The 13,510-nt window shown below is 71.5% G+C and carries 12 protein-coding genes; 4 read left to right on the top strand and 8 right to left on the bottom strand.

What is annotated here, in order from left to right:
- Positions 1-152: 152 nt before the first annotated feature.
- Positions 153-2,360, bottom strand: a complete 2,208-nt coding sequence (locus tag BUE44_RS01280) for an MMPL family transporter (RefSeq protein WP_073492677.1) — start codon at positions 2,358-2,360, stop codon at positions 153-155.
- 169 nt (positions 2,361-2,529) lie between these two features.
- Here BUE44_RS01280 and BUE44_RS01285 point away from each other — a divergent pair, with 169 nt between their 5' ends.
- From BUE44_RS01285 to BUE44_RS01295, 3 genes are read left to right on the top strand one after another with little or no spacing between them, the layout of a single operon-like run.
- The gene (locus BUE44_RS01285; protein WP_073492679.1) at positions 2,530-3,270 is read left to right on the top strand and encodes a response regulator transcription factor; all 741 of its coding nucleotides are present in this window, start codon (positions 2,530-2,532) and stop codon (positions 3,268-3,270) included.
- Positions 3,271-3,274: 4 nt separating this feature from the next.
- Positions 3,275-4,810 carry a sensor histidine kinase gene (locus tag BUE44_RS01290; protein ID WP_073492681.1) on the top strand — a complete coding sequence of 512 codons (1,536 nt, stop codon included), beginning with the start codon at positions 3,275-3,277 and terminating at the stop codon, positions 4,808-4,810.
- A gap of 24 nt (positions 4,811-4,834) precedes the next feature.
- Positions 4,835-5,665, top strand: a complete 831-nt coding sequence (locus BUE44_RS01295; protein ID WP_073492683.1) for a carboxymuconolactone decarboxylase family protein — start codon at positions 4,835-4,837, stop codon at positions 5,663-5,665.
- A 109-nt stretch (positions 5,666-5,774) separates the two neighbouring features.
- On the opposite strand, the gene BUE44_RS01300 is transcribed toward BUE44_RS01295, so the two are convergent.
- Positions 5,775-7,334, bottom strand: a complete 1,560-nt coding sequence (locus BUE44_RS01300) for an FAD-dependent monooxygenase (protein WP_073492685.1) — start codon at positions 7,332-7,334, stop codon at positions 5,775-5,777.
- Positions 7,335-7,378: 44 nt separating this feature from the next.
- Entirely contained in the window at positions 7,379-8,101 is a 723-nt protein-coding gene (locus BUE44_RS01305) for a TetR/AcrR family transcriptional regulator (protein WP_079189385.1), read from the bottom strand.
- A 212-nt stretch (positions 8,102-8,313) separates the two neighbouring features.
- Between BUE44_RS01305 and BUE44_RS01310 the strand changes: the two genes are divergently transcribed.
- Complete coding sequence (locus BUE44_RS01310; protein WP_073492687.1) at positions 8,314-9,393, top strand: aminoglycoside phosphotransferase family protein; 1,080 nt, start codon at positions 8,314-8,316, stop codon at positions 9,391-9,393.
- Between the two features lie 28 nt (positions 9,394-9,421).
- Here BUE44_RS01310 and BUE44_RS01315 read toward each other — a convergent pair whose 3' ends face one another.
- From BUE44_RS01315 to sdhC, 5 genes are all read right to left on the bottom strand, one after another.
- The gene (locus tag BUE44_RS01315) at positions 9,422-9,859 is read right to left on the bottom strand and encodes a hypothetical protein (protein ID WP_073492688.1); all 438 of its coding nucleotides are present in this window, start codon (positions 9,857-9,859) and stop codon (positions 9,422-9,424) included.
- A 204-nt stretch (positions 9,860-10,063) separates the two neighbouring features.
- Positions 10,064-10,846 (bottom strand): succinate dehydrogenase iron-sulfur subunit, encoded by a 783-nt coding sequence (locus tag BUE44_RS01320; protein WP_073492690.1) that lies wholly within the window; start codon positions 10,844-10,846, stop codon positions 10,064-10,066.
- Entirely contained in the window at positions 10,846-12,603 is a 1,758-nt protein-coding gene (gene sdhA, locus BUE44_RS01325) for a succinate dehydrogenase flavoprotein subunit (RefSeq protein WP_073492692.1), read from the bottom strand. The genes BUE44_RS01320 and sdhA overlap by 1 nt, the downstream gene beginning before the upstream one ends.
- A gap of 27 nt (positions 12,604-12,630) precedes the next feature.
- On the bottom strand, positions 12,631-13,110 hold the full coding sequence (locus BUE44_RS01330) for a succinate dehydrogenase hydrophobic membrane anchor subunit (protein ID WP_073492694.1): 480 nt from the start codon (positions 13,108-13,110) through the stop codon (positions 12,631-12,633).
- A gap of 3 nt (positions 13,111-13,113) precedes the next feature.
- Positions 13,114-13,494, bottom strand: a complete 381-nt coding sequence (gene sdhC, locus BUE44_RS01335) for a succinate dehydrogenase, cytochrome b556 subunit (RefSeq protein WP_073492696.1) — start codon at positions 13,492-13,494, stop codon at positions 13,114-13,116.
- Between the last annotated feature and the right edge of the window lie 16 nt (positions 13,495-13,510).

The raw sequence follows: 13,510 nt of genomic DNA on the forward strand, positions 1-13,510 counted from the left end.
AACGTGTTCAAAACTCCGAACAGGACGACCATAGCGCTGTTGTTGAACACGTTCAAGCTAGCCACGGGTGCCGCGGGGAAAACGAACCGGCCCGGCTCCGAGGGATCGGAGCCGGGCCGGGAGCGGCGGGGGAGAGACCCCGCGGGTGTGCGTCAGTCGGCGGAGGTCACCAGCGCCCTGTCCGGCGTCCCGCCCTGCGGCGAAGCCGGCTCGTCCTCGGCCGGCTCGACCGCCATGTGCGGCAGCCGCTTGTCCAGCCAGGCAGGCAGCCACCAGTTCGCCTTGCCGAACAGGTGCATCAGCGACGGCACCAGCACCGACCGCAGGATGAACGCGTCCAGCGCGACCGCCCCCGCGAGCCCGATGCCGAACATGCCCAGCACCCGGACGCCGCTGAGCGCGAACGCCCCGAAGACGCAGATCATGATCACCGCGGCCGAGTTGATCACCCGGCTGGTCTCGGCCAGGCCGATCCGAATGGCACGGGCGCTGTCCTTGGTGTGGACCCACTCCTCGTGCATCCGGCTGACCAGGAAGACCTGGTAGTCCATCGACAGGCCGAACAGCAGCGCCAGCATGATCACCGGCAGGAAGGCGTCGATCGGCCCCTGCCGGCTCGCGCCCAGCACGCTGCCGCCCCACGCCCACTGGAAGGTCGCCACCAGCACGCCGAACGACGCGGCCGCCGCGACCATGTTCATCACCGCCGCGGTCAGCGGGACGACCAGGCTGCGGAAGGCGAGCAGCAGCAGCACGAAGCCCAGCGCGATGATCACCCCGATGAAGATCGGCATCTTGCTGCCGAGCACCGACGCGAAGTCCTTGAAGATGGCGGTCGGACCGCCCACATAGGCCTTCATCGTGTTGCCGCTCTCGGCGGCCGGCACCACGTCGTCGCGCAGGTGGTTGATCAGCTCGGTCGTGGCCTTGTCCTGCGGCGACGTCGTCGGCACCGCGGTCACCAGCGCCACCTTGCTGTTCGGCTGCATCGGCAGCGCGGCGGCGTAGGCGATGCCCTTGGTGTGGTCCAGCGTGGTGACCAGGCTGTCGAGCGCCGCCTTGTCCTTCGCGCCGCCCGGCACCTCGGCCAGGATGGTCAGCGGCCCGTTGAAGCCGGGCCCGAAACCGTCCGCGAGCAGGTCGTACGCCTTGCGGGTGGTGTTGGCCGTCGGGTCGTTGCCCTGGTCGGACGAGCCGAGCCGCAGCGACAGCGTCGGGATCGCCAGCACCACCATCACCACGACCGCGACCGAGGCCAGCACCTTGGGGTGCCGCTGCACGAACGTCGACCAGCGCATCGCGGGACCGACCGCGTCGCCGACATGCGGTCCGCTCGCGGCGAACTTCCGCCGCTGGCGGCGGCTGAGCACCCGCATCCCGAACGCCCCGAGCAGCGCGGGCAGCAGCGTGACCGCGCCCAGCACCGAGACCACCACGGTCATCACGGCCGAGATCGCCACGCCGTAGAGGAAGCTCAGGCCGACCGTGAACATGCCCAGCAGCGCGATACAGACCGTGCCGCCGGCGAAGAGCACCGCCCGGCCCGAGGTGTTCACCGCCGTGACCGCGGAATCCTCCGGCGACTTGCCGCTCAGGATGCCCTTGCGATGTCTGGTCACGATGAACAGCGAGTAGTCGATGCCCACGCCCAGACCCACCAGCATCGCCAGCTGTCCGGCGAAGTCCGGCACGTTCATCGTGTGGGTGAGCAGGGTGATCATGGCGGAGGAGATGCCGATGGCGAACAGCGCGGTGACGATCGGCGTCAGCATGCCGAACAGCGAGCCGAACGCCAGGAAGAGCACCACGGCCGCGGCGCCGATGCCGACGAACTCGCTCAGCCCGGCCGGCGGCTGCTCGACCGTGTTGATGATGTCGCCGCCCAGCTCCACGTGGAGCCCGCTGGCGCGCGCGCCGTGCGCGGTGTCGACCAGGTTCTGGACCTGCGACTTCTCCAGCGCCGAGCCGAGCACGTCGTACGTCACCTTCGCGTACGCCGTCGTGCCGTCCTTGCTGATCTGCGCGGACCCCGCGGGGTCGTAGGCGCTGACGACCTGACCGACGTCCTTCTGGTGCTTGACCTTGTCCAGCATCGACGTGATGCGCTGCTGGACCGACGCGTCCCGCACCGAGCCGGAGTCGACATGCCACACCACGGTGTCGGACTCGCCCGACTGCTCGTGCACCGCCTTGTCCAGCAGGTCCATGACCTTGCTCGACTCGGTGTTGGGGAGCGAGAACACATTCGAATACGTATTGCCGGCGATCTTCCCCGCAGCGCTGGCCCCCAGCAGCGCCGCCACCCACAGCAGGATCACCAGCCATTTGTGCCGGAAGCACCATCGCGCCAGAGCGGCCACGATCTATCCCCCATCCCTGTTGTCTTCACACATGGTTTTGCCTTGGATCCACTCGCCCCCCTCCAGACTCAGCGGTCGCCGGGCCCGGACCCAAGCCGAAACGACTTCTCTCAAGGAACTCCAAGGTTCGCGCCCGCCGGCGAGGCCGCGTACGCGGATACTGGACCGCATGGAGACAGTTGTCGGCACGGCTCCCACGGTGCTCGTCGTCGAGGACGAACCCGGAATCGCGGACATCCTGCGCATCACGCTCAGCTACAACGGCTTCACGGTGCACTGCGCCGCCACCAGGCGGGAGGCGCTCGTGGCGGTCCGCGAGCACCGGCCCGACCTCGTGCTGCTCGACGTGATGCTGCCCGACGGCAACGGCTGGGAGGTCTGCCGCGCCCTGCGCGCCGAGCACGCCGCGGAGCGGGACGCCGACCCCGGCACCGCCGACCTCGCCGTGATCTTCGTCACCGCCCGCGACGCCCCCCGGGACGTGGTGGCCGGGCTCGCGCTCGGCGGCGACGACTACATCACCAAGCCCTTCGGCGTGGACGAGGTCGTCGCCCGGGTGCACGCCGTGCTGCGCCGCACCCGGCGCGCCACCGGCGTCGCCGACCGGGTGCTGCGGCACGGCGACCTGGAGATGGACGAGGCCACCTACTCGGTCCGCCGGGCCGGCCAACCCGTCGAGCTGACCCCCACCGAGTACAACCTGCTGCGGCACCTGCTGCGGCACGCCGGGCGGATCATCTCCAAGGAGCAGCTGCTCCAGCACGTCTGGCAGTACGAGACCGTCGTGTCCTCGACCGTCGTGGAGACCTACATCTCCTACCTGCGGCGCAAACTCGACCGCTTCGGGCCGCCGATGATCGAGACCAGGCGCGGCGTCGGCTACGGGCTGCGGGCGGTGGAACGGGCGTGACACCGTGAGCAGCCGGCTGCTGCCCCGCCCGAAGACGCTGCGCGCCCGGCTCACCCTGGCCAACGTCGCCTTCGTCGCGCTCGGGCTGCTGGCGACCGCCGCCTTCAGCGTGATGGCCACCTACACGGTGCTCGGCAGCGAGATAGACAACACCCTGCGCGAATCCCAGCGGTCGGTGAGCAGCGCGCCGGTCACCTCCCACGGGCTCCAGCAGCTGTGCACGCTCGCCGACATCCTGCAGGGCGGCAAGGACAGCGGCCTGTCCTTCGCCAAGGCCTTCAAACAGGACCTCTTCGAGGTGCTGGACTCCGACGGCCGCAACTCGTCGGTGTGCGAGAACAGCGGCGGCGCCAACAGCCGCATCCGCGAGGACCTCAACCGCGCCCTGCCCGACCCGGCCGCGCTCGCCCGCAGCGGCAAGGCGGTCAACGTCCGCGCCGACGGCACCGACTACCGGGTCATCGTCACCCGGCTCAGCGACGGCAGCATGGTCGTCCAGGGCATGCGCTACAGCGGGCTCGAACACGCCATCCACAAGCTGCTGGTGTGGGAGTCCGCCGCCGGGCTCGGCCTGCTCGGCCTGCTGGCGATCGGCTCGCTGACCTCCGCGAGGCGGCGGCTGAGCCCGCTGGAGACCATGGTCGAGACCGCCTCCGCCATCGCCGAGGGCGACCTGTCGCGGCGGATCGCCACCGCACGGCACGGGTCGAGCGAGGTCAGGGAGCTGAGCACCGCGCTCAACGCGATGCTCCACCAGATCGAGACCGCCGTGACCGAGAGCGAACGGGCCACCGCCCAGCTGCGGCACTTCCTCGCCGACGCCTCCCACGAACTGCGCACCCCGCTGGCCTCCGTCCAGGGCTACCTCCAGCTCTACGAGAAGGGCATGCTCGACGCCGAGGACAAGGACCGCGCCCTGCACCGGGTCTCCGCCGAGGCCATGCGGATGAGCCGCCTGGTCGACGAACTCCTCGCGCTCGCCCGCCTTGAGGAGCGCCCCGCACTGGACTTCGAGCCGGTCGACCTGTGCACCCTCGTACGGGACGCCGCCGCCGACCTCGCCGCGCAGCAGCCCGGCCGCCCGCAGACCCTGCTGCTGCCGGCCGACGACCTGACCGCGTACGCCCTCGGCGACGAGGCGGGGTTGCGGCAGGTCGTCGGCAACCTGCTCAGCAACGTCCGCGTCCACACCCCGTCGGACGCGCCGCTGGTCATCGAGGTCGAGGCCGACCCGTCCGCGGTCCGGCTGCGGATCGCGGACTCCGGCCCCGGGCTCGCCGCGCGGGACGCCGCCCGCGCCTTCGACCGCTTCTTCCGCGCCGACCCCGAACGCGCCCCCGACACCGGCGGGGCGGGCCTGGGCATGGCGATCGTCCAGGCCGTCGTCCAAGCCCACCACGGCACCGTCACCCTGGACACCGCACCCGGCCGCGGCCTCACCGTCCGCATCACCCTCCCCCGGGCCCGCGGACCGCTCCTCCCGGCTGCTCCGAAACGGGAGCCGGCGGCCGTGTCGCAGAACGGGCTTGCCTTCGAGTGAACTCCAGCTTCTAGCGTCCTGACCATGACACCACCGACCGCCCCCGCTTCCACCTCCGCCACCGCTCCCGAGGACCGCTACGCCCGCGGACTGGCCGCGCTCAGCCTGGTCACCGGCACCGAGCACCCCGCGGTGCTCGACCCGATCGCCGAGATCGCGCCCGACCTGGCCCGCTTCACCGTCGAATTCGGCTACGGCGACATCTGGTCGCAGCCCGGCCTCACCCCCCGGCAGCGGCAGATCGGCACGATCGCGGCGCTGGCCGCCCTGGGCAACGCGGCCCCGCAACTGCGCTTCCACATCGCCGGCGCCCTCAACGTCGGCTGCACCCGGCGGGAGATCACCGAGACCTTCATCCACGCCACCGTCTACGCCGGCTACCCGGCCGCGCTCAACGCCCTGGCCGCGGCCCGCGAGGTCTTCGCCGCCCACCCGGACCCCGACGCGGCCGCCCCGGCCACCGAGAAGACGCCGGAAGCCGACCGCTACGCCCGCGGCATCGCCCTGCTCCAGGAGGTCGACGGCCCGGCCGGTCCCCACGTGGTGGACTCGCTGGCGGACCTGGCCCCCGACCTCGGCCGCTTCCTGGTCGAACACGTCTTCGGCGAGGTCTACGCCCGCACCGGCCTCGACCTCCCCACCCGCGAACTCGCCTCCGTGGCCATGTGCACCGCCCTGGGTACCGCCGGCCCCCAACTGCGCGTCCACCTCCGCGCCTTCCTCAACGTCGGCGGCACCCGCGAGGAGATCATCGCCCTCCTCACCCAGCTCGCCGGCTACGCCGGCTTCCCCGCCGCCCTCAACGGCGTCGCCGCCGCCCGGGAGATCTTCGCCGAGCAGGACGCCAAGGGTTAGGACCCGCCGTCCGGGTCCGCGCGTCAGCGGCCGTGCGCGCGTAGCCGCCGGAAGCCTCCGCCCGTTCGCCCGCGGGCCGCGCACACCCGCCGACCACGGGCCCCCGCGCTCACTCCACCCCGAACCACCGGGCACCCGCCGCCCGCAGTTGCGCCAGGTCTTCCGCTCCCAGGGCCAGGTCCGACGTCGCCCAGGCGACATACCCATCCGGGCGGATCAGCGCCGCCGTGAAGCCGGCCTCGGCCGGGGGCTGGGCGCGCGCCGTCACCGCGTCCACCCGGGGGGACCAGGCCGCCGCCGCCTTCGCCGCCGTCGCGGTCTCGGTGAGGTCGAGCAGCAACGGGCGTCCGGTACGGGCCAGTTCGGCCAGCCGCAGCTGACCTGTCGGAGTGGTCAGCGGCAGGTCCTCGGCCTGGGTGCCGACCAGCGGGTGGGCGCCGTCGGCGGCTATGTCGTAGCGCAGGTCGGACCCGGCGATCAGGTCGGCGACCCGCTGGGCCGCCGCCCGGTCCGCCAGCAGCTCGCCGACCACCGCCCGCAGCGCGTCCACGTCCCTTCCCGGTGCCAGCAGGGCGGCCTGCGCCTGAGCGGAGAGCAGCGTGCGGCGGGCGGCCGCGGTCCGCTCGGTCCCGTAGCTGTCCAGCAGTCCCTCGGGCGCGGTGCCCGCGAGCTGCGCCGCCAGCTTCCAGCCCAGGTTGATCGCGTCCTGGAGCCCGACATTCAGCCCCGGGCCGCCACCGGCGGCGTAGACGTGGGCCGCGTCGCCGATCAGGAAGACCCGGCCCTCGCTGAAGCGCTCGGCCACCCGCGTGTTGCCTCCGGTCAGCCGGCGCAGCACGAACGGTCCCTGACCCTCGGGCGCCGCCACCGGCACCTCGCCGCCGAGCACCCTTCCCATGCTCGCCGCCATCTCCGCCAGGCTCATCGGCTCGTCGCCCTCGACGGGCTCCCACTCGACGGTCGCCATCAGCGGCGGCCGGCCCGGCAGCGGCGCCCAGGTGAACGACCCCCGCTCGGTGCGCCGCGGCACGAACGGCGGGACAGCGCCGACCCCCGGCACTCGCAGCCCGTCCGGGCCCACGCACTCCGCGGGCACGCTCACATGCGCGTGCCGGGAGACCGACCGGTCGTAGGTGACGCCGGGAAAGCCGATCCCGGAGAGCTTGCGCACGGCGCTGTGGGCCCCGTCGGCGCCGACGGCATAGCGGGCCGTCAGGCGGTACGGCCCGGCGGGCCCCGTCACCTCCAGCTCGACGCGGTCCTCCCGCTGCGTCAGGCCCGTCACCTCGTGTCCGGTGCGTATGTCCGCGCCCAGGTCGAGCGCGCGGGCCGTCAGCACCTGCACGATCCGCTGTTGCGGGACCGCCACCGTGTAGACCGGGCTGTGCGGCAGCCCGCTCAGGTCGAGCGGCAGCCCGGCGAAGGTGAAGTAGGCCCTGTTGGGCGCCGGCGGACCGGCGCTGCCGCTGAGGCTCTCGTACAGCCCGCGCCGGTCCAGTGCCGGGACGACCTGCCCGACCAGCCCGTTCGCCCGGGGCTCCCGGCCCGACTCCGGCAGGCTCTCCAGCACGACCGGGCGCACGCCCAGCAGACCCACTTCGGCGGCCAGCATCAGTCCGGTCGGACCCCCGCCGACGACCACGACATCGACATCAACTTCGTCGGCCATCAGGACGCACTCCTCTCGACTCTTCTCGTACGACGGTCAGGCAGTCAGGTGTTCGGACGGTCAGGTGGGCGGTTCCCGGTGGTGACGGGCACGGGCAGGCCCGTCGTCAGCTGTTCGAGGGCCTCGCTTATCAGCGGGCCCAGCGGGACCGGGGGATCGGCCTTCAGCCAGTGGTTCATCGCCGTACCGAGCGTGGCGCTCACGCAGGCGGCGACCAGCTTCGGATAGAGGTCGACCCGCGGGTCCGTCCCCGTGCGCTTCCCGATCGCCTCGGCCAGCACCACCTGCGCGGACTGGTCGGCCCGCAGCACCTCGCCCTGGACGGCGGGGTCCGAGAGCAGCTTCCAGATCGCGTCGGTGTGCCGCCTGCCCGCCGCCGGGTCGACCGGCTTGGGCCCCTCGGGTACGAACTCCGCCTGGACGCAGGCGCTTATCGACTCCCACATCGGCTCGCGCGCCGGCCGCTCGTCCAGGGCCCGCGCGACCCGCAGCATCCGGTCCAGGTGGGTGGCGGCGACCGCTTCGGCCTTGCTGGAGAAGTAGTTGCGGAAGGTGCGCTCCGAGACATTCACCGCCGCGGCGATGTCCTCCGTCCGCACGTCGTCCCAGCCGCGCTCGATGGCCAGCGCGATCGTGGCGTGGCTCAGCGCGGCCCGCGTCTGCCGCTTCTTCCGCTCGCGAAGCCCTTCCGTGGCGCGTGCCGTGGCACCTTCCGTGATGCCCTCCGGGATGCCGGTCGCGTCCGCCGGGCCGTCCGTGCTGTTCATGTTTGCCAACGTAGCAGTTTTGCCGACGCGGAAAAAAAGACCTGTGGACAACTTTGCCGAATCAGTAAGATCATCTCAGTGTCGTCGCCGTAAAGGGGGCCGGGACGCTCACCCCGATAGTGGGAGGGATCCCGCGCCCGGTGTCGATACGGTGGCTTGCGCGTGGTGCGGGGACGGGACGTGACGCGTTCCGGGTGAGGAAAGGTGTGCCGATGCGGTTGCCGTTCGGGGACGGGTTGCGGGACGCGCTCGGTCCGCCGCGGCGGGCGCGACGCTTGGGCAGCAGCCCGCGGTCGCGGGTCTGGCGGGTCGAACTGGGCGCCGGGCCCGCGGTCGTGAAGCAGATCGTCGGCGGTGACGACGCCGGCGAGCGCTACGCCCGCGAAGTGGCGGCGCTGCGACTGGCCTTGCGGGCCGAGACGCCCGTCGTGCCCGCGCTGCTGGGGACGGATGCCGACGCGCGGGTCATGGTGCTGGAACACGTGGGCCACCGGCGGCCGCCCGCCGGCTGGACCGTCGACTACGCCACCGCGCTCGCGCGGCTGCACGCCTCCGCCGGTCCCGAGGTCACCGGGATCCTGCCCCGCTGGCAGGGCCCGGACGCCTCCGACACCGGCGCCTTCCTCGGCCTCGCCGACCGGCTCGGCGTCCCCGTCCCGCCCGGCGTGCCCGCCGAACTGGACGCCCTGACCGACCGCCTCGCCGAGGCCCCCGGCCACGCTCTGCTGCACGGCGACCCGTGCCCCGGCAACGACCTGCACACCGCCGACGGCGTCCGGTTCATCGACTTCGAGCACGCGTCCTGGGGCAGCGGCCTGGTCGAACTCGCCTACCTCCGTATCGGCTTCCCCACCTGCTGGTGCGTCACCGCCGCCCCGGAGGCGCTGCTGGAGCGGGCGGAGCGGGCGTATCTGGCGACCTGGCGTGCCGAGACCGGCACCGACCTTCCCGGCCTCAGCGCCGGCCTCAGTCCAGGCCCGAGCACCGGCCCAGGCCTCGGCACCGCCCCTGCCCTTGCCGACGCGTGCGCCGGCTGGCTGGTCAGGGGCGACGCCCTGGTCGAACGCGCCCACCGGGACGGCACGGACCACCTGTCCCGCCTCCCCGCCGAGGACTGGACCTGGGGCACCGTGACCGCCCGTGAACGCCTCGCCCACCGCCTGGCGGTGGTGGGCCGGCTGACCGCCGGCCACCCCGACCTGTCCGGCCTGAGCACCCTTGCCGCCGCCTTCCGCGAGCGGATGCTCACCCGCTGGCCCACCCTCGGCCCGGCGCCGGCCGCCCGTCCGTAGGTAGGCCGCCGAGCCGGTCCCGGTGCGGTCAGGCGGCGTCCAGGGCCGCGGTGATCTTGCGGATCATCTCGGCGATGCCGGGGGCGGCCTCGCCCTTGTGGGTACGGGCGGCCGCGGTGATGGCGGTGATGACGGTGCCGCGGAAGTTGTCGGCCTCGGCGGGTGCCTGCTCGGCGAGCAGGCTCATGGTGGCGGTGAGGGCGGGCAGGACGCGGTCGGCGAGTTCGGCGGTGGACTTGCCGCCGAGGTTTCCGATGCGCGACCTCTCGGCGAGGACGTGTCCGATCGGGCCGATCGCGGTGGCCAGGGCGATGGAGCCGTGCTTGGCGGCCTTGTGGGGTGAGCCGGCGGCGTCGGCGGCGGCCATCAGGGAGACGGCCCCGTAGGCGGCGGTGCGCAGGGTGAGCTTGTCCTGGTCGGTGAGGGCGAGGGTGGCGGTGGAGGTGGAGGTGGCGGTGACGGACATGGGCGGTCTGCTCCTCGGGATCTTCGCGGCCCCCCGGTGGGGCTCGCCGTTTCCTTCTGGGACAGAGCTTGCGGCCGCCCGCTTTCAGCCCGGCCACACCGCGCACTCAGCGGACCGGCGGCCACTGAAACCACCGGAGCGCTACGACGAAGGCCCGCCCCCTCGCACAGCGAGAGAGCGGGCCTTCGTGCCGGGAAGCGGGGATCAGAAGCGGCGCGTGATGAGCGCTCGCTTCACCTCCTGGATGGCCTTGGTCACCTCGATGCCGCGCGGGCAGGCGTCCGTGCAGTTGAAGGTGGTGCGGCAGCGCCAGACGCCGTCCTTGTCGTTGAGGATCTCCAGGCGCTGCTCGCCGCCCTCGTCGCGGGAGTCGAAGATGAAACGGTGGGCGTTGACGATGGCCGCGGGGCCGAAGTACTGGCCGTCGTTCCAGAAGACCGGGCACGAGGAGGTGCAGGCGGCGCAGAGGATGCACTTGGTCGTGTCGTCGAAGCGCTCGCGGTCCTCGGCGGACTGGAGGCGCTCGCGGGTGGGCTCGTTGCCCTTCGTGATGAGGAAGGGCATCACGTCGCGGTAGGCCTGGAAGAAGGGGTCCATGTCGACCACGAGGTCCTTGAGGACGGTGAGGCCCTTGATGGGCTCGACCGTGATCGGCTTCTCGGGGTTGATGTCCTTGATCAGGGTCTTGCAGGCCAGGCGGTTGCGGCCGTTGATGCGGACCGCGTCGGAGCCGCAGACGCCGTGGGCGCAGGAGCGGCGGAAGGTGAGCGTGCCGTCGATCTCCCACTTGATCTTGTGGAGGGCGTCCAGGACGCGCTCCTTGGGGTCGATCGGCAGCTGGTAGTCGACCCATTCCGCGTGGTCGGAGACCTCGGGGTTGAAGCGGCGGATCCGCAGGGTGACGGTGATCAGGTGGGACGCGGAGGCCTCGGCGGCGTCCAGGGCGGACGAGTGCTTGTCCAGCGTCGGAGAGTTCGGGGTGCTCATCAGTACTTACGCTCCATCGGCTGGTAGCGGGTCGTCACGACCGGCTTGTAGTCCAGGCGGATCGACTCGGCGCCGGTGGCGTCGTCCACCTCGCGGTACGCCATCGTGTGCCGCATGAAGTTGACGTCGTCCCTGGTCGGGAAGTCCTCGCGGTAGTGGCCGCCGCGGGACTCCTTGCGGGCCAGCGCGGAGACGGCCATGACCTCGGCGAGGTCGAGCAGGTTGCCCAGCTCGACGGCTTCCAGCAGATCGGTGTTGAACCGCTTGCCCTTGTCCTGGATGGACACACTCAGGTAGCGCTGCCGCAGCTCGCCGATCTTCTCGACGGCGGTCTTGATGGTCTGCTCGGTGCGGAAGACCATCACGTTGGCGTCCATGCACTCCTGCAGCTCGCGCCGGATCTCGGCGACCCGCTCGTTGCCGGTGGCCGTGCGCAGCCGCTCGACCTGGGCCTCGACCTGGGCGGCCGGGTCCTCGGGTAGCGGCACGAAGTCGTTGGCGTGGGCGTATTCCGCGGCGGCGATGCCGGAGCGGCGGCCGAAGACGTTGATGTCGAGCAGCGAGTTGGTGCCGAGCCGGTTCGCACCGTGCACGGACACGCAGGCGACCTCGCCGGCCGCGTACAGGCCGGGCACGACGGTGGTGTTGTCGCGCAGCACCTCGCCCTGGACGTTGGTGGGGATGCCGCCCATGGCGTAGTGCGCGGTGGGCTGGATCGGGATCGGGTCGGTGTACGGCTCGATGCCCAGGTAGGTGCGGGCGAACTCGGTGATGTCCGGCAGCTTCGCGTCCAGCTGCTCCGGCGGCAGGTGGGTCAGGTCGAGGTAGACGTGGTCGCCCTCGGGGCCGCAGCCGCGGCCCTCGCGGATCTCGGTGTAGATCGCCCGGGAGACGACGTCGCGCGAGGCCAGGTCCTTCATGACGGGGGCGTACTTCTCCATGAAGCGCTCGCCGTCCTTGTTGCGGAGGATGCCGCCCTCTCCGCGGGCGCCCTCCGTCAGCAGGATGCCCATGCGCCAGATGCCCGTCGGGTGGAACTGGAAGAACTCCATGTCCTCCAGGGGCAGCCCGCGCCGGTAGACGGCGGCCTGGCCGTCACCGGTGAGGGTGTGCGCGTTGGAGGTCACCTTGAAGAACTTGCCGGTGCCGCCGGACGCGTAGATCACGGCCTTCGCCTGGAAGACGTGGATCTCGCCGGTGGCCAGCTCGTACGCCACCACGCCGGCGGACCGCTGCACGCCGTCGACCTCGGTGAGCAGCTGGTCGAGGACGTAGAACTCGTTGAAGAACTCCACGCCCTCCTTGACGCAGTTCTGGTACAGCGTCTGGAGGATCATGTGACCGGTGCGGTCGGCGGCGTAACACGCCCGGCGGACCGCGGCCTCACCGTGGTTGCGGGTGTGGCCGCCGAAACGGCGCTGGTCGATCCGGCCCTCGGGCGTCCGGTTGAAGGGCAGGCCCATCTTCTCCAGGTCGAGGACCGCGTCGATGGCCTCCCTCGCCAGGATCTCGGCGGCGTCCTGGTCGACCAGGTAGTCGCCGCCCTTGATCGTGTCGAAGGTGTGCCACTCCCAGTTGTCCTCCTCGACGTTCGCGAGGGCTGCGGCCATGCCGCCCTGGGCGGCGCCGGTGTGGGACCGGGTCGGGTAGAGCTTGGTCAGGACGGCGGTGCGGCTGCGCTTGGTGGCCTCGATGGCGGCGCGCATACCGGCGCCGCCCGCGCCGACGATGACGGTGTCGTACTTGTGGATCTGCATGGGTCGCTTTCCCTGTCCAGCCCTGGCTTAGCGGATGTTCGGGTCGAAGGTGAAGATCACCAGCGAGCCGAGCACGATGGTGAACGCCACTGCGGTGAACAGCAGCGTCTTGAGCCAGACGCGGGTGTTGGCCTGCTCGGCGTAGTCGTTGATGACGGTCCGCAGACCGTTGCCGCCGTGCAGCATCGCGAGCCACAGCATGGCCAGGTCCCAGAACTGCCAGAACGGCGACGCCCAGCGGCCGGCGACGAAGGCGAAGCCGACCTTCTGCACACCGCCGTCGAGCACCAGCTGGATCAGCAGGTGGCCGAGCACCAGCACGACGAGCACCACACCGGACAGCCGCATGAACAGCCAGCCGTACATCTCGAAGTTCGTGCGGCTGCTGCGCGGGGTGCGCTTGGTGCGGGTCCGCGGCGGCTCGATGACCGGCGCGGGATTCTCCGGGCTGTACGGGGCGACGCTGGAGCCGGTCAGCTCGACGGCGTCGGAGACGTCAGTGGACATGGATCAGTTCCCCCACAGGACTCGTGCGGCGTGGCCCAGGACCGGGTAGATCGCGCCGACCATCAGCAGGAACCACAGGCCGACCACGGTCCAGAGCATCTGCTTCTGGTAGCGCGGGCCCTGGGTCCAGTAGTCGACGGCGATGATCCGCAGGCCGTTCAGCGCGTGGAAGAGGATCGCGGCGACCAGGCCGTACTCCAGCAGGCTGACGATCGGGGTCTTGTAGGTGGCGACGACCTTGTCGTAGTCCTCGGGGGAGACGCGCACCAGAGCGGTGTCGAGGACATGCACGAACAGGAAGAAGAAGATGAGGACACCGGTGACTCGATGAGCCACCCACGACCACATGCCTTCCCGGCCGCGGTAAAGCGTTCCAGCCGGCACGGAAAAAACCCTCCGG

The sequence above is a fragment of the Actinacidiphila paucisporea genome, assembly GCF_900142575.1.
In the GTDB taxonomy this organism is placed as follows: Bacteria; Actinomycetota; Actinomycetes; order Streptomycetales; family Streptomycetaceae; genus Actinacidiphila; species Actinacidiphila paucisporea.